Here is a 22,836-nt window from a genome sequence, read left to right on the forward strand (position 1 = left end):
ACCGGCTGTATTTCAAGCCCCACTGTACCCGGAGGGTTAGTGGTGGGTTGTTGGCGCTATTCCCTACATCTTTGCCGAATCGTACTTGATTGCTGCATCCAAGTCTCCCTAATCTCTGAACTTTTTGCAGCAAGCATATTACTACTGCCGAATCAAGTTATTCTTTCTGCCAGTCTGAGCTTAGCAGAACGAGAGCGGGGATTTCTAGCGACTTCTTCGGATTGTGGCACGATCGGCTTTTTTGTCAGTACCTGCAAATTGGGTGTTCCTCTGAGTTGGTGCTTGACTGGTCGGTCTTCGAGACTGTGAAATGTAATGATTCCGATTCTCCCCCCTGGTTTTAACCACCTTGGCGCAAGGTTGAGGAAAGTTTCTAAAGAAGCGAGTTCGGAGTTGACAGCTATCCTTAAAGCTTGGAAAGTGCGGGTGGCCGGATGAATTCTGCCGTTGCGCTGCTTGGGGGGGAAGCTGGAGGCGATCGCCCCTGCAAGTTCTGTTGTAGTTTGAAAAGGACGGCTTTGCACAATCCGCCTCGCGATGCGCCGCGACAGTCGCTCCTCGCCGTACTTGTAAATAATATCTGCTAGTTTAACTTCTTCCCAGTGGTTGATAATCTCTTCTGCCGTCAAAGATTGCTGCTGGTTCATACGCATATCTAGTTGAGCTGGGTGGCGAAAACTAAATCCCCGTTCCGGTGTATCGAACTGAGCAGAGCTGACGCCCAAGTCTGCTATGATACCATCAAATTCGGCATCTGGGGACTGATATTCAGCAAAGTTGCCGTGCCAAAACTCAACGGGCGAGTTGGCAAATCGGGCTTGGCAAAAACCGATGGCTTGTTCGTCGCGGTCGATCGCCACCACTGTAACATCTGGCGCCGCCGCTAAAATCAAACTCGTGTGTCCGCCGCCCCCAAGCGTCGCGTCCAAATAGTGTCCGCCTGGACGCACAGCCAAACCCGCAATTAATTCTTGACCCAAAACTGGAACGTGATAGGTGTCAATACTGACATCCGATCCAAGGGTCTCCTTCTCAGAGAGCTCGATATCCTTCATAATCATAAAAGCGAAACAAAAATCAACAATAGTCAGTAATCATTAATTCATTTAATTATGTCAAGAATTGAGACTAGAACCGAACCGATGGTGCTCAACATGGGGCCGCACCACCCTTCAATGCACGGGGTACTCCGGTTAATTGTCACCCTGGACGGGGAAGATGTGGTGGACTGCGAGCCAGTTTTGGGCTATCTGCACCGCGGGATGGAAAAAATTGCCGAAAATCGCACCAACGTGATGTACGTGCCCTACGTTAGCCGCTGGGACTACGCTGCGGGGATGTTTAACGAAGCGGTGACAGTGAATGCACCGGAAAAGTTGGCGAATATTGCTGTCCCCAAACGGGCTAGTTATATTCGGGTAATCATGCTGGAGTTGAACCGGATTGCTAACCACTTGATGTGGGTAGGGCCGTTTTTGGCGGACGTGGGGGCGCAAACTCCTTTTTTCTATACTATGCGCGATCGCGAACCCATTCTCGACTTGTGGGAAGCAGCCACAGGTTATCGCATGGTGAATAATAACTATTTCCGCATCGGCGGAGTCGCCGCCGATTTGCCCTACGGTTGGGTAGATAAGTGCCAAGATTTCTGCGATTATTTCGTTCCCAAAATTGACGAATACGAACGTTTAATTACCAACAATCCAATTTTCCGCCGCCGGATTGAAGGCTTGGGTACTATTTCTCGCAACGAAGCGATTAACTGGGGACTTTCCGGCCCCATGTTGCGCGGTTCCGGCGTAAATTGGGATTTGCGGAAAGTTGACCATTACGAATGTTATGACGACTTCGACTGGGAAGTCTGTACCGAAGCTGCTGGCGATTGTTTAGCCCGGTATTTAGTACGGATTCGGGAGATGCGCGAGTCGGTTAAGATTATCTATCAAGCCTTGAAAGGACTCCCCGGCGGCCCTTACGAGAATTTGGAAGCGAAGCGCTTAGAAAGCGGGCCAAAATCTGAATGGAATGGTTTTGACTATCAGTTTATTGGCAAAAAAGTGGCGCCGACTTTTAAGATTCCCAAGGGCGAACATTATGTCCGCGTCGAAAGTGGCAAAGGTGAGTTGGGGATTTATATTATCGGGGATGATAGTGTGTTTCCTTGGCGCTGGAAGATTCGGGCTGCGGATTTTAATAATTTGCAGATTTTGCCTCACATTGTGCGCGGCGTGAAGATTGCGGATTTGGTGGCAATTTTGGGGAGTATCGACATTATTATGGGCTCGGTTGACAGGTAGAAGGAAAAGGGCGATCGCATTTTTGGGCTGTTTGCTAAAAAGTGCGATCGCTACTTTTTTGAATCATATACAGTCCTGGGCGCATAATACCAAAGAAACCGGGTTTTTCACTTCAACTGTCGGCTACAACGAAAAATTTTCGTAAAAACCCGGTTTCTGACTACCCATGAGTCTGGGAGTGTATAGATTAACAGTAACGAAAATCTACCTCGGTTCCGCACTGCGTACAAATACCCTCAGAACAATCATCAGCTCCTCCTGACCAGTCAAAGTTTGTGCCTTTGCAGTACGGACAATACTCAGTTAAAGATAAAATTTCAGCGGGGACACACCGCCATCTGGGTAAAGTAACAGCTACCTCTGACTCTAGGGAAGTAAATGTATTGACAGGTAAACGATGTACTCGCTCGACTAATTCATTGACTTTGATAATTAATTCATTAGCATTTTCTACCCACAAATAGCCGCAGCGGACAGCGCGACTGATTAAAACATTTCTTTTTTCTTCAATAAATATTCGATTTCCGTTGGGGTCGATCGCCCTGCATTCCCACCCTGCAAATATAGGAACTTCTTGTGCGTAATTCCCTATCAAACCTGGAATGTTATTGAGTTGCCGTTCAGCAAGACAACCGATCCATAGATCCCAGTGAACTCTTTTGCATCTTTGTGAAGAAATACAACTTTTTAACAAATTATCAAAGGCGATTATATCCTTGTCTACGCCTCTGTGACCTAAGTAAATACCGCGTCTTTTTGTATCTGCTAAATTAAATATGACTACATAATCTGGTAATAAGTGGCTCGATTTTTTGAACTCTTCTAAACAAGATTCTGGTGGTATCATAAAGAAGCATTATATTTAAAATCTAAGGCTAGCTTATCACAGCGATCGAAAATTTGCCATGTCAAATCTCAAGTTTGCGATCGGCTTCAAAATGATATGATATCAATAATCAAAATCTCTCTCTTCTCTCTTCCTCTGTGTCCTCTGCGCCCTCTGCGGTGAAAAAAATCTTTATTTCAAAAATAAAATAAAATCAACTTTGATTCCATAAATTATGACATTCCAGCAATCAGATATCAATGACAGCAACCCAGAACTCTGCGCTTTAATCTGCGAAAGAATTGCCGCCAGTCCCCAGCAGCGTATTACTTTTGCTGAATATATGGATTTGGCATTATATCATCCGCAGCACGGATATTATAATAATAGCGATCGCCAGTCGATCGGCAAACAAGGCGATTTTATCACGTCGTCTCACTGGGGTGCTGATTTTGCGGAGGTTTTGGCGGATCAGTTTGTGGAAATGTGGGAAATTCTAGGCAAACCTCAAAACTTCGCGATCGTAGAAATGGGCGCTGGGCGGGGAAATTTTGCCGAAAATGTGCTGCAATATCTGCAAATACAATATCCCGATTTCTTTCATATTTTAGAATACATTATTGTTGAACTTTCCCCTGTACTCCAAGCGGAACAGCGGCAAAGGTTAGCCCATATCAAGTGTATTAACTGGTGTAATTGGGATGAGATAGTTAATAACTCAATTGTCGGTTGTTTCTTTTCTAACGAGTTAGTGGATGCTTTACCCGTGCATCAATTTATTCTAGAAGAAGGGCAAGTTAGGGAGATTTACGTTGCCGCAGAAACGCCCAAAAATGAACAAGAAGAGATAAAATTTGTTGAAGTAATTGGCGAAGTTTCCACCCCTAAAATGGCCGAATATTTGGATTTGGTGGGCATCGATTTGTCTGCGAGTGTTTACGGGGATGGTTATCGCAGTGAGGTGAATTTGGCGGCTTTGGACTGGATGAGTACAGTTGCTCAAAAGTTGCAGCGGGGATATTTGTTAACTATTGATTACGGTTATCCGGCGCACCGCTATTACAATCCGAGGCGCAGGGAGGGGACGCTACAGTGTTATTATCGCCACCGATATCATAGCAATCCTTATATTAATGTGGGGCGGCAGGATTTAACGGCTCATGTTAATTTTACGGCGTTGGAAAGGCAGGGTGAATTGTGCGGTTTGGATGTGGTAGGGTTTACTCAGCAGGCTTTGTTTTTGATGGCGTTGGGTTTGGGCGATCGTATTGCTTCTCTGTCTACAAATGATGCGGAAGTATTGGATGTGGCAACGTTTTTGCGGCGCCGGGAGGCTTTGCATCAATTGATCGATCCGATGGGTTTGGGGGGTTTTGGGGTTTTGGTGCAGTGTAAGGGGTTGAGGGAGGAGGAAAAGGGGAGAATATTGAAGGGTTTGATGGTGCCTGATTAGTTATTCGATCTATTTGCTTATATCGATTACACAAGCTGACTCAGTGGCGGAAATTCCCATTTTCCAGAATATAAAGTAGATGGCAGCTTTAAACAATAAGCAGCAGGAATCACTTCAATCAACCACCAATTAAACATATCTCGTCTGGCTTCGGTAAAACCAGTAATGGCATCACCAGTAATGGCATCATACATAATATCTAAGATGGCATTATAGGCTGTTTTAGTGTTGAGTGTTTGCAGCAAGCCGTAGAAGATATTATAAGCTTCGTCAGTAGCTTGATATTTTCCAATTTTGTCGATATGAGGAAACAACGTATCTGCCCAAGTTTCTGGGATTTCACAACCCTCCTTCAGCCAACAAGATACAATTCCTTCAACGATATCAGCCTTGTGTTCTTCAGGAAAGTAATGTTTAATGGTCGGTTTAGCTGCTAATGCTATTCCATAAGCCATGTAGACACATCGCTGATGGGATATTGCATCATTAGGCATTCCAAAAGCTGTCATTACTTCTACAAAAGCTTCTTCTACATTGTATTTTCCACCCGTTTCGTATAAATCACGATACTTTCTTTCCCAAACCCTGTGAAGAGTTTCCTGTAATTGCTCAGGAATATCTGAGTTGCTGGGCAATTGAAAATTTCTGTAGTAGCCTATGTCAAACTCGATCATTGACTGTCCCTCCTTATGTTTTTCATTAATCATAAACTATGAGCCAGTTCATTGTCACCTTCATATCACCTCAATTTTACTTTGGGTACAGAAGCCAGTAAAGCCTTGATAGCCTTTACTGGCTGTCTATACTGATATGTCTACGGATATGGACGTTCGTAGAAGATAATCACTTGAATATTCGGGAACCTCATCTTAAAGTCCTCATCACAAGTAATGTTGCAGCCAGAACACATATCTCTCTCAGTGTAGAGGTAGAGTATTCCTTCTGCATCCAAGGAAAGATCATCTCTTTCTAACTCTTCTGAAATTTTATTGAAAAGCTTGTACTCCGCGTGTTCTTTGTTGTTGCAGGATGCTATTCTGTTAAGCCTTGGCTCAAAAAACAACTTTGGTCCATCCTCTTCACCTGGAATATTTAGAGGATCTCGCTTGCTGGTAGCTTCTAGGTTATAGACTTTGCCTGTCGGGATCTCCAACTTGACAACAGCAGCATTGCCAGAACGATTTTTTTTATTTGAATCTCCTTTTTGGATATGGATCAACCGAATATCTTGAACTTTCGTCTGTAGTTCCTCTACGATGTCCGCATGGCACTCAGGTATGCCTTCGGGATACTCGTAATGAGGTGTGTTTCTAGAGGGGTTTCCTGTAGTTAAGTTTTTGTTCACGCCAGCAATGATTAAGTTTACAGGCATCGATAAATAAAAATATATAACCTGACTTAGACATAAGATTTAAGCTTCGTCTGACTCAGGTATTTTGATTATACCACACTTTTAAATTAACTCCCAACTCTGCTCGGACACCTCTTATTCAGCCCATTTTAATCGTTCTTGAATAGACATCCCCTGCAACTTTTTACTCATTTCATATAAATCCACTTGCGGATAATCCCCCTTAAATAGCGGAATCAAAGACTCAACAACAGCAGCGATTCCCTGCGGGGGCACTGCATTTCCAATCTGCCTCCGTACTTCAGTCGTAGAACCTTCAAAAACAAAATCATCGGGAAATGTTTGCAATCTTGCCCTTTCACGATTTGTCAAAGAACGCGGTTCTAAATAATGATAACCCCAAGTTCCGCCGCCTCCACCAGCAATGATTGTCGATGATGGTTTATCAGGATGAATTCGGCGATAAACGTGACTGATCATGCCTTTGACATAGTATGGACTATCCTTGGGAATATCAGAGAAATTGCCTCCCGGTTTAATTCGATTTAAAATTTCAACGGTGCGGGCTTGAATTTTATGATGTTGGTTATTGTCAAGAACTGCTTCCACATTTTTGAGTGCTTCGCCCGCAGTTCGATAGGGATTTTTGCGATTTTGACCGTATTCTGGCTGAGGATGCACAAAGTTAAATCCTGTATCCATCCGAATCCCAACTAATAACACTCTTTGCCGAAATTGCGGAACTCCGTAATCCGCAAAGTTGTATAGTTTGGGTTTAACTAAGTAGCCGGGAGCTATACTTTCAAAATCAGAAATTATTTGTTTTATTGCTTGATAATTGTTGGCACTTAATAAGCCTTTGACGTTTTCTGCTACAAAAGCTTTGGGCTTTTTTTTATTGACAAAATCGAGAAAGTATGTATATAAATTGCCTCTGGTTCCTTCAAGTCCGGGGCGCTTCCAAATCAGGGAGAAATCTTGACAGGGGAACCCTCCTATACATATTTCTGCTTCGGGAACTTGTGCAATGTCTATATTTTCTATGCTGTCGTTGATGATGACATCGGCGATGTTTCTGCTGAATGTTTTGCAGGCGTATTTGTTGGAGTCGATCGCCCAAACTACCTCAAATCCGGCTTGGTGGAATGGCAAATCCATGCCGCCGCAACCAGAAAATAAGGATATGAGTCGCGGTTTTTTTGCCCAGGCGATCGGCTGGAGACGTTCTATTAACATAGGAGTGCAAAGTTAGCCAAGGGCGGGCTGGATGCCGGCACCACAAGAGTGTCATCATACCAAAACACGATCGAACTCGACTCATCAATTGATATTTCACTCTTCATCATCTAACTCGATCCCCGCTTGACGCAATTTTTCGGCCAATTTTTCAGCGCGGAGGCTTTCGCGATCGGCTCTTTCCTCAGACCAAAGCAACAACTTGCCTTCAGGATTCCACCACCTCAACCAACAGCCTGTCCTTCCTTCGTGCGTTCCTTCCCACATTCCTAAAAACAAGTCTAATCCCGGTATCCAATAACGTCCGTTTTCATCAGGTTTTTGCAAGTTGTAGTGCTCTGATTCTAAAGCGTAAACTTCTAAATGAGCTGTTTTGGCTCGGAATATGACGTATCGGGGGACTTTGATTACTTGCTCGTAAAAATACCACTTTCCCACCCGCGAGGTAAATTCAACGGAGTATTCTTCTCCATAGGTTTCTGAAAGAAATTCCATCACGAGTTGAGGGATGGTTCCTTCTGTGTGCGGCGTGTAACTGCGGCGGACTTGCGAGACATTTTTTGGATTGACGGGTTTCACGTACATCCAATCTGGTGCTTTGCAGATAATGCGCTGTTCGTCGCTGCTTGAACCTGGGAAACTTATTCCTGCACACAAGGCAAAGTTGGAAACAATTAAGGCATCCTGGATTAATTCAGGAAATGCTGTTAGCGGCTGGCGCAAAGCGGCGGCTAATAATGGTTGGCTTTCGTCTTCTACGGGGTCGTCTGGTAGTTGACAATTTTCTGGTAGCAGCGGCCAGGTGATTGTGAGTTTTGTTTCTGGGTTTTTAGTTGCTACAGACATAGTTTATCAGAGGTTAAATGTTTTAATGCTTAAATTATATCTCTTGGTTTTTGGGATTAATGTTAATGGCTTAATGACGAGGCCGAGCCTCTGGATCTGCGTTACCGGGCAGAGCCAATTAGTAACGACTTAAGCCGACAGTCCGCCAGGGGTTGAAACCCCTGGCTAATAGCTAAAGTCCTCTGAAGAGGACTGAGAAGAAGACTGTTAAAATAATTAGTCCTCTGAAGAGGACTTTAGCTTTGAGGCAGGGAATTCATTCCCTGCCGGACTTAATATGCAGCAATTATCTTCTGCTGTAGCTCGTTTGTCATTGCTAGTAGTTCTGATTGGGCGATCGCACTTTGTTCACCAGTCGCCAACCACTTCAATTGTACCGTCTCGTTTTCAGCTTCCGTATCTCCCAAAACTAAACACGCAACTGCACCGCTTCTGTCGGCTCTTTTAAACTGTTTCTTGAAAGGACTAGCACTCAAATCTATCTCTACACTAAACCCGGCACTTCGCAATTTTTGAGCTAACAATACCGATTGCTGTTCAGCTTTATCGCCCCTGGATACCAAATAGAAATCTAACTTTGGCGCGGGCAAAGGTTGCAACTTTTGCAGCAGGATAATCAACCTTTCGATACCCATTGCCCAACCGACTGCCGCCGTATCTGGGCCGCCCAATTCCTTTACTAAACCGTCGTAGCGGCCGCCTCCGCAAACTGTTGCTTGCGCTCCCAAATCGTCGGAGATAATTTCAAATGCGGTGTTGGTATAGTAATCTAAACCGCGCACTAATCTGGGATTTAACTGATAGCTAATTCCTAAATTTGTGAGCATAAGCTGCACTTGCTCGAAGTGATCTCGCGATTCCTCTCCCAAATAGTCCAAAATACTCGGCGCACCAGCTACAATTTCTTGAGTGCGCTGATTTTTGCTGTCCAATATCCGCAGCGGATTGCGAGTCAAGCGATCTTGAGAATCCGCGTCTAATTCGTCTTTGTGCGGTGTAAAATAATCTATCAAAGCTTGTCGGTAATTTTGTCTGTCTTGCTTATTTCCGACAGAATTAATATCGAGGCGCAAATTTTTTAAACCGAGGATTTGCAGGATGTCGGTGGCGATCGCAATTACTTCGACATCCGCACGAGGATTCGCACTCCCCAAGACTTCCACGCCAATTTGATTGAACTGCCGCTGTCTTCCTTCTTGCGTGCCTTCGTAGCGAAACATCGGTCCAGCATACCAGAGACGCTGCACGTCACCAGCCGCGTACAAACTGTGTTCAATAAAAGCTCGGACTACTCCGGCGGTGCCTTCTGGACGCAAAGTTGTCGATCGATCGCCCTTATCCTTAAAAGTGTACATTTCTTTGCCCACGACATCGGTAGCTTCTCCGATGCCGCGTTCAAATAAAGATGTCTGTTCAAAAATTGGCGTCCGAATTTCTCGATAAGCCGCTTTTTTTAAAATGGTTCTAGCGACTTCTTCTATATTTTGCCAATATTGAATTTCAGCGGGCAAAATATCCCGCGTTCCCGGTAAAGTTTTAATTGCACTCATTTTGTTAGTCAGTAGTCAGTAGTCAGTAGTCAGTAGTCAGTAGTCAGTAGTCAGTAGTCAGTAGTCAGTAGTCATTAATCATTAGTTATTAGTTAAAAGTTAAAAGTTAACAGTCAACAGTTAACAGTCAACAGTCAACAGCTAACAATTCCCAATAACTAATGACTTAATAATTCCCAGGCTCCGTAACGATCGCCATAATAAGCCAAAATGCGATCGACCCGCTCGCGACCTGCCAAATCGAACCCTTCAGGATACTGTATCCACAAACCCCCAACTTGGCTGTCGTAGTAATCAAACCGCTGCGACTGCTGCGGAATTAAACCGGTTTGCACCCCTTCAACTTGACGCAAATGGATCGCCACTTCGCGATACACCGCCAGCGGCAATCCAGGGCTTTGAATTTGATAGCGGAGTTGTTTTTCTTGTGCCGTTTGCATCATTTCTTTGCCTGTCCCCAACCAAAATCCCTACTTAAGATACTTCTTTATCGATCGGCCGCGGTAGAGGACAGCAGTTAATATTGTCCAAACATACCTTTCCCCACTGCAAAGCCCAGCGTACAAGCGTAACTCGATTGTCAGCCCGCGTCTTGTTCAAGATATTGCTAATGTGGTTGTCAACTGTACGCTTGCTAATCTCTAACTTTTCGGCGATTTTCTCATTAGTCAATCCCGCTGCTACTAACTCTACCACTTGCAATTCTCTGTCCGAAAGGGTGACAGGGGTCCCAGAGACAATCCCACTCATAAATTTTTCCTATGTCTGCATATTTACCTATCTACAATTCTAAAGGATGAGGGATCGAGTATGAAGAGAAAATTAAATTTGCTGTGCTACTCTTTCGGGCCCGAAGCACCAACTCGCCTGCAGAATCGCCAAGAGTGCAAACTCAGCGCTGACACAGCATGACGCGCACCGACTTGCACTGCTGGCACCCTTCCGGTGGCGGGTGAGCCCTTTACCTGCGCGCATCTGACATCCGGGCCAAACCCGCAGATGTTTTCAGGTAAAACAACTGATACGCCGCACTGCACTTGTGCGTTGAGCGAGTAACTGCCAGTATCAATAAGTCTGGTATTATAGGAGCAGCTATTAAAATATAGCTTGCAATTTTTCTGGGATCGGTTAAAAATAATTCTTGAGCTGTCTACTGCTGGTCTAAAATCTAAAATCTAAAATCTAAAATAGACATGACTTATCCTCGCGTTCTGTGTCTGGGTGAAGTTTTATTTGATTGTTTAGCAGACAAACCAGGAGTATCTCTCGAAGAGGTAGAATCTTGGACGGCATATCCCGGCGGTGCTCCTGCTAATGTTGCCTGTGCTTTGGTTAAATTAGGGACGGCGGCGGGATTTATCGGGGCTGTAGGTGGGGATGAATTGGGTAATTCTCTAGTGCAGGTATTGCAAGAAGTAGGGGTTGATATTGCTGGATTGCAGCGACATCCAAGTGCGCCGACGCGGCAAGTTTATGTCTTGCGGAATGAAGCGGGCGATCGAAATTTTGCCGGTTTTGGCAAATTTGATACTGCGGATTTTGCCGACACCCGCCTCCTCGCTGCACAACTACCCGAAGTGCTGTTTGAAAATGCCGAATATTTAGTGCTAGGTACTTTAGAATTAGCTTATCCTGAAAGTCGAGAGGCGATCGTCCGAGCGATCGAACTAGCAGAACACTACGACGTTAAAATTATACTTGACATCAATTGGCGTCCCGTGTTTTGGCCAAATCCAGACGAAGCAAAAGCGCGCATTAGAAAAATATTAAAAAAAGTTGATTTTGTCAAGTTATCTGAGGAAGAAGCCGAATGGTTGTTTGACACTACCGATGCTGGAGCAATTACCTACCGTCTCGATTCCGTAGAAGGCGTTTTGGTGACTGCGGGCGAGAAAGGTTGCGCCTATTGTATCTCGGAAAATGAAGGAAAAATCCCCGCATTTACAGTAGATGTTGAGGATACAACAGGTGCAGGCGACGCATTTCTGGCTGGTTTTGTGCGACAGTTGTGCAAGCATGGAATTAAGAATTTAGCCGACCCCAAAATAGCCCAAACAATTGTAACTTATGCCAGTGCGGTAGGTGCGATGACAGCGATGAAACCGGGGGCAATTATATCTCAACCTACTGCGGCTGAAGTAGAAGCTTTCTTATATTTGTACAAAAATTAGGGCCGCCAACCTATCAGTCTGGAAACGGAAAGGGGGCTAATTTTGGTTCATAAACTCGGTTGCTAGGAAAAAAATACTGTTATACTAAATCCGAGTTAAAAACCCTCGCTAAGACTCGCCGTTTGAAATAGCTACTATACAAATTCTTGCCCTAGTTAAGAGGGACTAAGAAATAAACTGGTATTTAAGCTCGATTTAGTATTATAGGTTTTATTGGGGGCAATTAACCGCACATCATATCATGTCCGATCGATTACCCTGATTCCTGTAGGGGCGGGTTCACTAATAATATTTGCCAAAAACGGACAATCTCAAAAACCCGCCCCGGCAATGGTATTATGGGCGATCGATCGGACATGATATAATTTGGCGCACGATTAACTCTAGTGGCTGCGAAGCATCTATGATAATTGCATCTTCAGGTTCTTCGAGACTGTCTAACTGGCTTAACAGCAAGTCTGCTTTCATGTAGTGGTTTTCGCGAGTTTTTAACCTGGTGGCTAATAGCTGAAAAGAACATTTTAGATAAACTATCTTCATCCGCTGTTGGTCTCGGTAGAGCATTTCGCGGTAAGATGTTTTTAAAGCAGAACAAGCCAAAACCACATTTTTATTTTCTAACAGCCACCTGTCTATTGTAGCTTGCAATTGTAATAGCCAAGGAAGGCGATCCGCATCTTCTAAAGGAATGCCCCGACTCATTTTATTGATATTAGCTGATGGGTGAAAATCGTCGGCATCCCTGAAATCCCAATTGAGAGATTGCGCCAGCAACTTGCCAACAGTAGTTTTGCCAGAACCTGAGACTCCCATCACGATCGTAATCATGGCACCTATTTACCGAATACTTGCAATATACTTGCAATTTTATCAAGTTGTGCGATCGACAAACCGGGTTTCTTAAGTTGCCGGATGAATTCTACCACCCTAAAAAATTCAATAAACCCGGTTTATTTATGATTTTCGCTCAAATTTCTTCCAGAGTGGGTTTAATGAAATTATAAGCCAAAACGCCGATAATTCCACCGATCACAGGGAATACAATAAACGCCCATAACTGTTGGATTGCCCATCCGCCTTGAAAAAGTGCGACACCGATACTTCTAGCTGGGTTAACTGAAGTATTGGTTATGGGAATTCCGACTAAATGAATCAACACCAGCATCAAGCCGATGGGAATTCCGCCCAAACCGACGGGATATTTGGGATGGGTAGTACCCATGATGGTAAATAACAGAAAAGCAGTTAGTACAATTTCCGTCAAAGCTGCTGCCAAAAGTCCGTAACCCGTGGGAGAATGTTCTGCAAAACCGTTAGAGGCAAATCCAGAAGCAGCCGCATCAAAGCCTGGTTTTCCTGATGCTATCATATACAAAACCAGACCGCCTAAAATTCCGCCTACAATCTGACCTCCTATATAATAAGGAAGCAAAACAGCATCGATCAGTTTCGCAACTACTAAACCGATACTTACCGCCGGATTAATGTGGCATCCAGAGATAGGGCCGATGGTATAAACCATGATTAAGAGGGATAGACCAAAGGCGATCGAAACTCCCAAAAAGCCGATTTTATCTCCAGCTAAAACCGCACTGCCACATCCACCTAATACCAACACAAAAGTACCAAAAGCTTCAGCAACCCCAATCTTTATTTTTTTGTTCATACTCACAATTGTCTCAATTTTCTAATCGGTTAATTTCACACCCATACGAGTTCTCAATATAAAAATTAGAACTCGAATTTGTTTCACTTAGCGCAACAAGACTAATCAAAATCATTAGCAATCTGTAGCTCTAATTTTCACAAATTGTATGGACTTAACTGAGAATGCGAAATTAGGAATCGATAAATTAGCTCAAACATACTCCATTATGTAAAAAATGTCAAGATCAAGCTAATTATTTGTATAAATTGTGCAATCTTCTGTATTCAATTCACAACAATTAACTTGACTTCTTCCCTAATTCTGCGATCGTAATTTTACTTATTGTTGCTGATTATCCGATCGCACTTGCAGCTAAAACATCATTGCTAATCGGCTGGTACATCCGACTTTGGAAGGGGCGAAAGTCTCGCCAATCGGCAGTCATCTTGCATAGCAAGCGGAACTGTAGCGGCGTTGGGGGTTGATTGACGCGATCGACTTGTACGCGAACCAATTCTGGATGCTGCGAAATAATTTCAAAAATATCATCCACAAGATAGCGCTGACAATAGCCAACAATCCAGTGATCTTTAGTACACAGAAGCAGACGGGAAGCGCGCGGATTTTTAAATTCGTGGGCTAAATACAAAAGTTCGCCCACTTTAAGCCGATTAATCCGTTCAATTGCCGACTTTGAAAGGTATCGCAGTCCATCTGCAAAAAAATGGATAAAGTAACGTCCATTTTCATCGGGTTCGGGACAAGGGAATACCTCAAATTTATCAGTTGCCCGTTTGCCTCCGCTGCGCGCCAATAAAGCAATTGGGTCATGTTCGTGTTCAGGGATATTCAACCACTGTACAAATTCAGGGTACTCAGGGCGCGATCGGGCCATCACTCGATTAGAAAACAACGCAAACAGTTTCTGTGAAGTGTAAACATTATGGAAATCCGGGAAAGATGGCAAAGGCAGAAACCCGCACTTGAGTTTCGCTTCTAGAACACCATTTGTATAATTGAACTGGTATTCTTTACCGTTAAATGTCAATCGACCAATCGGAAACCAAGAACCGCTGTCCGGGCTTTGCCAAGCCAAAAATAGTGTTTTCAAAGTAAATCTCCTGTCAATTCAAGTAGGGTGTGCACCTTATGTTTACTTTGAACTAAGAATATTTTTTTGCAATTTTTGACGAGTTTTACCGTCGATTATCTCTTTGCCAACATTGGGTTTGCTGACATTAACTCGGACAAAATCGATATCATCTTTTTCGGTAAATTTGCGATCGCCATCGGAGTCTTTTCTAATTGTAACAAAAATCCCGCCGCTCTTTTTATCAAATACCCAACTCATTAACTGGGTATCGGGCGGAGTGATTGCCTGAAGCGATTTGCCTGCCAAGTTAGATAAATATCCAACGATCGCGTCTGCATCGTCAAGTTTGCCATCAGCATTTGTGTCGCTATCTATGATATGAAACAACAGCAATTGATTCTGAGGCTTGCTGGATACTTTTTTGGAGGGATTTTGCTTCGGTTGATTTGTTTGTTCATTTTGATCGCTGGGATTTTCTATATCTTTTTTACCTGGCAAATATTCAAATTTAGATATTAACGCTTTTCTATTTAATAGAATATTAGATTCTCCGTTAGTTTTGTTATAAAAAATCATATTATAACCAATCATACGACGGCCCCTTGACAAACTTAATTTTGATGAGATAGGATTGTGTCCATATTTTTTTTCATCGCTAGATAGGATAACGGGAATCATAATATATTCTGATTCAGGGTCAACGATTAAATCGTCGTAAGCAACCTGTGGCTGTAGCTTTTCTGCTTTTTTCTGTGCTTGAGTTACTATTTTGGTTGAACTGCATGATAGGGTAATAACAATTAGGGCAACTGTGGTGACCACCTTACGAAAAATATTATGATTTATCATGAGTTTTTAGATTTGAGATAAGTAGGTAGGTGCAATAAACTTTGGTATGCAACAGAATGTAAAGCTATCATAAGCGCAAGCGAATTGCGACGTTTAACGAACAATGACATACTTATGTATTTTACCGCTCATCTGCTTAGATAGTTATTGTTATTTTATTCTAACTAGCCGATCGCTGTCACGTTCAGCGATCGGTAAACCCATCTAAAAAAACAGAATACCCAGATCCTCGACTTCTTTAAGAAGTGGAGGATCTAAGATTCTAAACATCGCTAACAACTTCTAACACAGGAATTCGCGCGGATCGGTGACATACCCAGTCAGCGCCGAAGCCGCCGCCGTGTAAGGCGAAGCGAGATAAACTTGCGCTTCTTTATTCCCCATGCGGCCGGGGAAATTCCGGTTAGTTGTAGATACACAAATTTCTGGTTCATTCATCCGCCCAAAAGTATCTTTCGGCCCGCCCAAACAAGCGGCGCAAGAAGGCGCGGCAGGTTCAATGCAGCCGGCAGCTAAGAAGATTTCCGAAAGCGTTTGACCATCGTATTTTGTGACAAACAAATCTTCGTAAACTTTCTGAGTTGCTGGTACTAAATACGTCGGAACTTTGACTTGATTTCCTTTGAGAATGCGGGCGGCATTTAGAAAGTCGGAGGTTTTGCCGCCGGTGCAGGAACCGATGTAAACTCGATCGATCTTGACATCGCGACAGTTGCGCGCTAAGTCGCGGTTGTCGGGAGAGTGCGGTTTGGCGACGACTGGTTCTAATTGGGTGACATCGTAGGTGCGATCGCTATAAAATTTAGCATCCCCATCGCTGTAAAATGAATCGAAGGGTTTATCAGTCCGCGAAGTAACGTAATCAAACGTAGTTTTGTCCGGCGCAACCGTGCCGTTTTTACCGCCAGCTTCAATCACCATATTGCACAGCGTCATCCGTTCTTCCATCGTCAAACGTTCAACTGTATCGCCGGCAAATTCCATCGTCCGGTAGTTAGCACCCGCAACGCTAATATCACCAATAATCTGCAAAATTAGGTCTTTTGCTAACAAATAATCCGGCAGTTCACCGTTAAACACAAAGCGCATGGTTGCGGGAACTTTGATTAACAGTTTGCCGGTTCCCATGATAAAAGCCGCGTCTGTATTGCCGATACCGGTGGCGAATTGTCCGAAAGCGCCGGCATTACAGGTGTGGGAATCTGTGCCGAAGAGCACTTCCCCTGGTCTGGTGTGGCCTTCTTGTGCTAGCGCGATGTGGCAAACTCCTTTGTAGTCGGGATTTGCTTTGAAGTCCGATCGATCCGTGATGTCGTAAAAGTATTTTATCCCTTGTTCTTTCGCAAAATCGCGGAGAATATCGACGTTGCGGTTAGCGCGTTCGTCGTTGGTGAAAATGTAGTGGTCTGGAATGAGGACGATTTTGTCAGGGTTCCAGACTTTTGCATTCTCACCGAATTCGCGTTTGAAAACGCCGATGGTGCCGGGGCCGCAGACATCGTGGGTCATCAACACGTCTGTTTCTACCCAAATATTTTCTCCGGGCTCAACTTTAGTGCGGCCTGATGCTTTGGCTAATATTTTTTCGGTCAGAGTCATTCCCATAGTGCGATCGCTCTTTTTTATTTGATGCTACATAGTGTATTGTAAGCGAAACATCGCCTGATGTTGACAGGTAATTTATCAACTAAACATTTTCTTCAATCTTAAATCTCAAATCTCAAGTCGATTGACTGTCACTTTCTTTTTCGCCGATCGCCAATCTCTACAATAGCCTCTACTTCGATTAACACAAAAATAAAATTTATGCAAGTCCCTCGATTATGCGACTGGTAACTAACAGCTAGCCACTGTTATTATACGACTTATGCAAAGACTATACTTGTATGGTGCGCCGAAGAACACCATACAAGTACACATAGTGTCAAAATAGAAGGAATGCAGCGTAAGTCCTACAAATGAGAATTTCGCAGCAATTAGATTAAGTCACTTTTGTCACTTGCCCTTGCAAGCTTAGATTTGGAAAATGAAACAGCCTTGGGATTAAAGAACTCTCTTTTGCAAATAAACGCATTATCCAAAGCTAATTGAATTAACAAAAAAAAACCGGGTTTCATCAGGAGCAAGACAGCTTAATTTCGACAACTCAACCTGAAGAGAAATCAATGTCATAAAAGCTGTCAGAGATTTCTCATCCCAGTCAAACCGTCAAATACTCAATAAGAGGTATTTTATGTCTCAACAACCTAGTTTTCCCATCCCAGAAACTGCCCAAGCCGATGCAACAACAGGGCGTTACATTATTACTTTCGGCGAAGATGCAGTGACAGAAGGATTAGACCTCTTGAGCGACCAAACTGGTATCAGAGGACTGGCAAATGCTTCCGATTTCGCGGACTCTGCTCTAGACTTGATCCAAATTGAAGCTGCAGGGGGAGCGGTGTTTCCTACTCTCGGCGTTGCCGTTGTTTCCTTAGACGAAGAGGCTTTCAGCAGCGTCATGACATCAGCGGGAGAGGATTCGGCTATTCTGGCGATCGAACCAGAGCGCACTTTCTACGCCATTGGCGATGGGTTGTCGGCAGATTACCTGCGGGGCTATCGCGATGCGGTGGATAACCTGTACGACAAAGCCACTAATACAGAGGTAGCAGAAATCAAGAAACCACGATGTTTTGCTGATGATATCGAGTCTACTTGGGGTTTGAAGGCAACGAAGGTGATGAATTCTCTGCTGACTGGTAGCGGAATGAAAGTTGCGGTGCTGGATACGGGGATGGATTTATTGCATCCTGACTTCGCGGGCCGATCGATCATATCGCAGTCCTTCGTACCAGGGGAGGACGTACAAGATGTCAACAGTCATGGCACGCACTGCATTGGGACAGCGTGCGGGTTCAAGGATCTGAACGGCCGGCGGTACGGGATCGCTTACGAATCGACCATTTATGTCGGTAAAGTGTTGAGCAATGCCGGTAGTGGCGCTGGTGCCTGGATTCTGGCTGGCATGGAATGGGCGATCGCCAACGGCTGTCAAGTGATCTCGATGTCATTAGGAAACCCCACTCGAACACCGTCTACTGCTTACGAAACTGTCGGCCGCCGATCGCTGCAAAATGGGTGTCTGATCGTGGCAGCAGCCGGCAATAACGGACGAACCGGAGGAAGCGTCGGACAACCAGCCAATAGCCAGTCGATTATGGCTGTTGCAGCGATCGATAACTGCGAGGCAGTGGCTGACTTCTCGGCTAAATCTGGCATATTTCCAGGGGCTAAAGTCGATATCGCCGCTCCGGGAGTGGAAATATACTCATCAGTGCCTATGGAGCAAGGGCGTTATGCTGCTTACAATGGCACTAGCATGGCTACACCGCACGTGGCTGGGCTCGCGGCCCTGTATGCCGAATCGACTGGTAAACGAGGTGCTGAACTTTGGCAATTGCTGACTTCCTATGCTATGGCGCTACCCTTGCCAAATACTCGTGTCGGAAGCGGTTTAGTACAAGCTCCGTAATGCAGAATACCCAAATCCCCGCAGCACTTTAAGCCTGCGGGGATCTAACAGAAGACAATTTACAATAGCGCAATGGATTTGCTCCAAAGGATGCTAAATATGTCTGACGAACAAGTACAGCGCATCATAGTGAGTGTTGACGACCAAAACATATCGGTAATTCAATCGGTTGTCACTGCCTTAGAATCGGCGGGAATGAAAGTGGATGAGGTACTGCCTGTGATTGGTATCGTTATTGGAGAAGTTTCTCAATCGAAGCTAGAAGGACTAAAGACAGTACCGGGCGTGGCTAGTGTCGAGATCGATCGAGAAATGCAGGCAATTTAAACCTATAATTTAGGGGTTAGTAGATCCAGTTTTGCTAATCCCAAATACCGAACACCTTCCGGTGTCACATCAAACCGACAAGGCAAAACCTCTACACCTTCACTTATAGCCTGTCTGAACAATTCTCCGTAAAGGCGATCGGCACTATCTCCCGGAGCAAAATCAGTACAATCCCCGCGATTGATAAAATACAGCATTACAGCCCTCGAACCCTGCCGCACAACTTCTATCAATTCCCGCAAATGTTTCTGTCCCCTCTCCGTCACTGTATCGGGAAATAAAGCCAACTCCTCTTTTACCCAAGTTGTATTTTTCACTTCCAGAAAAATCGGTTTTTCCTCACCAGTTAGCCAAAAATCCACTCTACTTTTTTTATCACTGCCGTAAACAACCTCCGGTTGAATTAAACTATAATTGCCCAACTCAGGAAATAATTTCAATTCCAAAGCTAATTTAACTACTCGATTTGGCAGCCCAGTATTAACTCCCACCCAAGTTGGCACAGTGTCGCAAACTTTAATTAATTCCCAAGTATAAGCTAACTTGCGTTTAGGATTGTCGCTGGGAGATACTAGCACTGGATTGCCCGGAATGTAAACACCTGTCATCGGGCCAGTATTCGGACAGTGCGCGGTGATGATTTCTCCCGAATCTAGTTCGATTTCGGCAAAAAATCGCTTGTAACGTTTGATGAGAATTCCGGGTAAAAGAGGAGGATATTTGTAAATTAAGTCAGTCATTCGATTTTAGATTTTAGATTTTAGATTTTAGATTCTCGATTGTAGATTATACCTATAACCGAATACCTGGTTCCGAACTTTTTAAATAAGTCTGGGAGCTAACACAATCAGTCATAAGTTATCAACTATTATGTTATTTTTCTGCTTTTATTAACTCATTTGTTTCATCATTTTTAGATTGTAGATTGTAGATTTTAGATTTTAGATTGAAGCATCATAGCACGAAACGGCGGTTGGTAGTTAGGACGAATAGTCCCGATCGATTATTGAATTTCCGCAAGTCAGTAATATCGATAAAATTGGTATAAACGCAATTCCCCCTAGAAGTTTTATCAGTTCATGATATGATTCTCCCGATTCGCGATTAAAATAAGTGAATCCTTTTAGCACTAGCGTTTGTAACCATTTGTGTCCCAATTACAGAAGCCCTCTCGTTCCCTCGCAGGGATTGCCGGCATTGTCGCAGTCGCCACTCTAATTAGCAAAGTCTTTGGATTGGTGCGCCAAATTGCGATCGCCGCAGCCTTTGGAGTCGGTGTCGCCGTCGATGCCTACAACTACGCCTACGTCATCCCTGGTTTCTTATTTATTTTGCTGGGAGGGATTAACGGGCCATTTCACAGCGCCATAGTCAGTGTTTTAGCCCGCCGGGATAAAAAAGAAGCAGCACCCTTAGTCGAGACTATCACCACCTTAGTCGGGGGCTTGTTGCTGTTGGTGACGATCGCTTTAATTATTTTTGCAGATCCGCTGATCGATTTGGTGGCACCGGGATTAAATAGAACAGCCGAAGGTTTACAAATTAAAGCAATTGCCGTCCAGCAATTTCGGATTATGGCACCGATGGCATTACTTTCAGGCTTAATCGGCATTGGTTTCGGCACTCTCAACGCCGCCGATATGTACTGGTTGCCTTCGATTAGCCCTTTATTTTCCAGCGTTGCACTTGTCGGCGGTTTGGGGATTCTCGCACTGCAAATCGGAAACAAAATTATTCAGCCAGAATTCGCACTAATTGGCGGCTTAGTGTTAGCTTGGGGAACTTTAGCGGGCGCAGTTTTGCAGTGGTTGGTGCAACTAGCGGCACAGTGGCGCGCCGGCTTGGGAACATTGCGCTTGCGGTTTAATTTTAAACGGCCGGGAGTGCCAGAAGTAATTAAGGTGATGCTTCCTGCTACCTTATCATCAGGAATGCTGCAAATTAATGTTTATACTGACCTATTTTTCGCATCCTACATCCCTCAAGCTGCCTCTGCGATGGGTTACAGTGGCTTGTTAGTTATGACGCCTTTAGGCATCATTTCTAATGTAATTTTAGTGCCATTTCTCCCCATATTTTCTCGCCTCACCGATCCGAGAGATTGGCCGGAATTAAAAGCTCGAATTCGTCAATCTTTAATTTTGACGGCCCTGACGATGCTGCCGCTGAGCGCTTTAATGGTAACACTTGCCGGGCCGATCGTCCGCGTGGTTTACGAACGCTATGCTTTTGATCGATCGGCCTCGGAGTTTGTCACGCCGATATTGATGGCTTACAGTATTGGAATGTTTGTGTATTTGGGACGCGACGTTTTGGTACGGGTATTTTACGCTTTGGGAGACGGAGAAACGCCTTTTCGCATCAGTATTATCAATATCTTTTTAAACGGTCTTTTGGATTATTTGTTAGTTGGAGCTTTTGGCGCGCCCGGATTAGTTTTGGCGACGGTGGGAGTGAATCTTGTTTCGATGATTATGCTTTTGTACTTATTAGATAAAAAGCTGGGTGGCCTGCCTTGGGGGGAGTGGAGTTTGCCTTTTCTGGGCTTAACTTCTGCCAGTTCTGTAACTGCTTTCGTTACATTGGCTACTCTGCAAGGCTGTCAAAGAGTTTTGGGTACTGAAGGTTTAGTAATTCAATTAGTGCAGTTGAGTGTGGCAAGTTTTGTAGGGTTAGGGGTTTTTGCCCTGTTTGTTAGTCAGATGAAGTTGCCGGAAGTTGATATGTTTGTCGATCGCATTCGCGGCCGTTTTCGCAAATAAACATCCGAAATTGGCGGCAGATTCAAGGAATCAATAAAAGTGCGAGATCCCTTAAGTAGACAAAATACCATAAAGGGCGATCGTCCTTAAATCCAAATCAACACTCCGAAGCGTCCATCCGCGTATATCCGCCACCATCTGCGGTCAAAAATTCCAGAGTAATTAACAAAGGCGATGTCTAGATTCTCAAGATATCGTCAAACTTTATGCTGTCTGGCAAAATAGCCAATAAAAATCCGCTAAAAAAAATAAACCCTCATACCCACAGCCTCTTTTGGATGCCTAAATTATGTCCTCATGGAAAAGATCCGACTTTTCCGACTTTAAGATCCGACTTTTCCGACTTTACAGAGGCAGAAGCCGGAAGCAATGATAGAGATAGGGAAAGCCAACCCACGATGTCTAAATTGTAAAGATATCGTAAACCTGGATGTTGTGTTGCCAAGTGTTAAATAAAAACATGGTATAAAAAATATGTCTTTAGTATGATATATTAAATTTGCATCTATGCTATGTACATTCATTCCCACGCGAAGCCAGTGAGATCCCACTTCATATCAGGACTACCCCGCTCAGGCTCTACTTTACTGGCTGCACTACTACGACAAAATCCCCGGTTTCACAGCGCTATGACTTCCCCTGTTGGGGGCGCAAGTCGATCGAATGCTGTCAGCCGTGACCCAAAACAATCAGTGTTCCGTGTTTATTTCCCTGAACTAAAACCGACGCTGATTATGAGTATCTTTTCGGCTGACTACCAGCCACAAGCGGAAAAAGAAGCGATCGGCGACACCAATCGCCTGTGATGCAGCAAACTGTCATTAATCCTGGCACTATTTCCCGAAGCCAAAGTGATCTGCTGTATCAGAAACATCGCTTGAATTATGGACAGCATCGAGCTACTAATTCGCGG

Annotated in this window: 22 protein-coding genes; 7 read left to right on the plus strand and 15 right to left on the minus strand. The window is 44.3% G+C overall.

The window, feature by feature from the left end:
• Positions 1–152 precede the first annotated feature (152 nt).
• Positions 153–1,055: a 16S rRNA (cytosine(1402)-N(4))-methyltransferase RsmH gene (rsmH, locus tag QUB39_RS17925; RefSeq protein ID WP_333395782.1), complete on the minus strand. Its 903-nt coding sequence runs from the start codon at positions 1,053–1,055 to the stop codon at positions 153–155.
• Positions 1,056–1,112: 57 nt separating this feature from the next.
• Here rsmH and QUB39_RS17930 point away from each other — a divergent pair, with 57 nt between their 5' ends.
• Positions 1,113–2,297: an NAD(P)H-quinone oxidoreductase subunit H gene (locus QUB39_RS17930; RefSeq protein ID WP_333056426.1), complete on the plus strand. Its 1,185-nt coding sequence runs from the start codon at positions 1,113–1,115 to the stop codon at positions 2,295–2,297.
• Positions 2,298–2,484: 187 nt separating this feature from the next.
• Here QUB39_RS17930 and QUB39_RS17935 read toward each other — a convergent pair whose 3' ends face one another.
• Positions 2,485–3,144 (minus strand): hypothetical protein, encoded by a 660-nt coding sequence (locus QUB39_RS17935; RefSeq protein ID WP_333056425.1) that lies wholly within the window; start codon positions 3,142–3,144, stop codon positions 2,485–2,487.
• 214 nt (positions 3,145–3,358) lie between these two features.
• On the opposite strand from QUB39_RS17935, the gene QUB39_RS17940 reads away from it, so the two are divergent.
• A complete protein-coding gene (locus QUB39_RS17940; RefSeq protein WP_333485117.1) occupies positions 3,359–4,576 on the plus strand; it encodes a class I SAM-dependent methyltransferase in 1,218 nt (405 codons plus the stop codon).
• 26 nt (positions 4,577–4,602) lie between these two features.
• On the opposite strand, the gene QUB39_RS17945 is transcribed toward QUB39_RS17940, so the two are convergent.
• The 7 genes from QUB39_RS17945 to QUB39_RS17975 form a co-directional block, all read right to left on the minus strand.
• Complete coding sequence (locus QUB39_RS17945) at positions 4,603–5,250, minus strand: hypothetical protein (RefSeq protein ID WP_333485118.1); 648 nt, start codon at positions 5,248–5,250, stop codon at positions 4,603–4,605.
• 140 nt (positions 5,251–5,390) lie between these two features.
• Entirely contained in the window at positions 5,391–5,948 is a 558-nt protein-coding gene (locus QUB39_RS17950) for a deaminase domain-containing protein (protein WP_333485119.1), read from the minus strand.
• Between the two features lie 114 nt (positions 5,949–6,062).
• Entirely contained in the window at positions 6,063–7,163 is a 1,101-nt protein-coding gene (locus QUB39_RS17955) for a DNA cytosine methyltransferase (RefSeq protein ID WP_333262682.1), read from the minus strand.
• A gap of 96 nt (positions 7,164–7,259) precedes the next feature.
• On the minus strand, positions 7,260–8,009 hold the full coding sequence (locus QUB39_RS17960; protein WP_333485120.1) for a Uma2 family endonuclease: 750 nt from the start codon (positions 8,007–8,009) through the stop codon (positions 7,260–7,262).
• Between the two features lie 272 nt (positions 8,010–8,281).
• Positions 8,282–9,559: a histidine--tRNA ligase gene (hisS, locus tag QUB39_RS17965; protein WP_333210826.1), complete on the minus strand. Its 1,278-nt coding sequence runs from the start codon at positions 9,557–9,559 to the stop codon at positions 8,282–8,284.
• A 158-nt stretch (positions 9,560–9,717) separates the two neighbouring features.
• The gene (locus tag QUB39_RS17970; protein ID WP_333058204.1) at positions 9,718–9,999 is read right to left on the minus strand and encodes a hypothetical protein; all 282 of its coding nucleotides are present in this window, start codon (positions 9,997–9,999) and stop codon (positions 9,718–9,720) included.
• Between the two features lie 34 nt (positions 10,000–10,033).
• Positions 10,034–10,309, minus strand: a complete 276-nt coding sequence (locus QUB39_RS17975) for a photosynthetic electron transport-dependent transcriptional regulator PedR (protein ID WP_006633901.1) — start codon at positions 10,307–10,309, stop codon at positions 10,034–10,036.
• 443 nt (positions 10,310–10,752) lie between these two features.
• On the opposite strand from QUB39_RS17975, the gene QUB39_RS17980 reads away from it, so the two are divergent.
• A complete protein-coding gene (locus QUB39_RS17980) occupies positions 10,753–11,730 on the plus strand; it encodes a carbohydrate kinase (RefSeq protein WP_333058191.1) in 978 nt (325 codons plus the stop codon).
• A gap of 336 nt (positions 11,731–12,066) precedes the next feature.
• Here QUB39_RS17980 and QUB39_RS17985 read toward each other — a convergent pair whose 3' ends face one another.
• The 5 genes from QUB39_RS17985 to QUB39_RS18005 form a co-directional block, all read right to left on the minus strand.
• On the minus strand, positions 12,067–12,558 hold the full coding sequence (locus QUB39_RS17985) for a gluconokinase (protein WP_333232235.1): 492 nt from the start codon (positions 12,556–12,558) through the stop codon (positions 12,067–12,069).
• A 139-nt stretch (positions 12,559–12,697) separates the two neighbouring features.
• Positions 12,698–13,396, minus strand: coding sequence for an aquaporin Z (aqpZ, locus tag QUB39_RS17990; RefSeq protein ID WP_333058193.1), 699 nt, complete (start codon positions 13,394–13,396; stop codon positions 12,698–12,700).
• A 334-nt stretch (positions 13,397–13,730) separates the two neighbouring features.
• Complete coding sequence (locus QUB39_RS17995; RefSeq protein ID WP_333485121.1) at positions 13,731–14,489, minus strand: DNA-binding protein; 759 nt, start codon at positions 14,487–14,489, stop codon at positions 13,731–13,733.
• Positions 14,490–14,531: 42 nt separating this feature from the next.
• Positions 14,532–15,320 carry a hypothetical protein gene (locus tag QUB39_RS18000; protein WP_333210820.1) on the minus strand — a complete coding sequence of 263 codons (789 nt, stop codon included), beginning with the start codon at positions 15,318–15,320 and terminating at the stop codon, positions 14,532–14,534.
• Between the two features lie 282 nt (positions 15,321–15,602).
• Complete coding sequence (locus tag QUB39_RS18005; protein WP_333058197.1) at positions 15,603–16,925, minus strand: 3-isopropylmalate dehydratase large subunit; 1,323 nt, start codon at positions 16,923–16,925, stop codon at positions 15,603–15,605.
• A gap of 628 nt (positions 16,926–17,553) precedes the next feature.
• Here QUB39_RS18005 and QUB39_RS18010 point away from each other — a divergent pair.
• Together QUB39_RS18010 and QUB39_RS18015 are read left to right on the plus strand one after the other, a co-directional pair.
• Positions 17,554–18,834: a S8 family serine peptidase gene (locus QUB39_RS18010; RefSeq protein ID WP_333058198.1), complete on the plus strand. Its 1,281-nt coding sequence runs from the start codon at positions 17,554–17,556 to the stop codon at positions 18,832–18,834.
• Positions 18,835–18,933: 99 nt separating this feature from the next.
• On the plus strand, positions 18,934–19,161 hold the full coding sequence (locus QUB39_RS18015; protein ID WP_333058199.1) for a hypothetical protein: 228 nt from the start codon (positions 18,934–18,936) through the stop codon (positions 19,159–19,161).
• Positions 19,162–19,163: 2 nt separating this feature from the next.
• Here QUB39_RS18015 and sfsA read toward each other — a convergent pair whose 3' ends face one another.
• On the minus strand, positions 19,164–19,901 hold the full coding sequence (sfsA, locus tag QUB39_RS18020; protein ID WP_333058200.1) for a DNA/RNA nuclease SfsA: 738 nt from the start codon (positions 19,899–19,901) through the stop codon (positions 19,164–19,166).
• 408 nt (positions 19,902–20,309) lie between these two features.
• Here sfsA and murJ point away from each other — a divergent pair, with 408 nt between their 5' ends.
• Together murJ and QUB39_RS18030 are read left to right on the plus strand one after the other, a co-directional pair.
• Positions 20,310–21,923 carry a murein biosynthesis integral membrane protein MurJ gene (gene murJ / locus QUB39_RS18025; RefSeq protein WP_333210817.1) on the plus strand — a complete coding sequence of 538 codons (1,614 nt, stop codon included), beginning with the start codon at positions 20,310–20,312 and terminating at the stop codon, positions 21,921–21,923.
• A gap of 629 nt (positions 21,924–22,552) precedes the next feature.
• Complete coding sequence (locus tag QUB39_RS18030) at positions 22,553–22,729, plus strand: hypothetical protein (RefSeq protein WP_333210815.1); 177 nt, start codon at positions 22,553–22,555, stop codon at positions 22,727–22,729.
• Positions 22,730–22,836 lie beyond the last annotated feature (107 nt).

This window comes from Microcoleus sp. AT8-B5, from assembly GCF_036705565.1.
Classification (GTDB): Bacteria; Cyanobacteriota; Cyanobacteriia; order Cyanobacteriales; family Microcoleaceae; genus Microcoleus.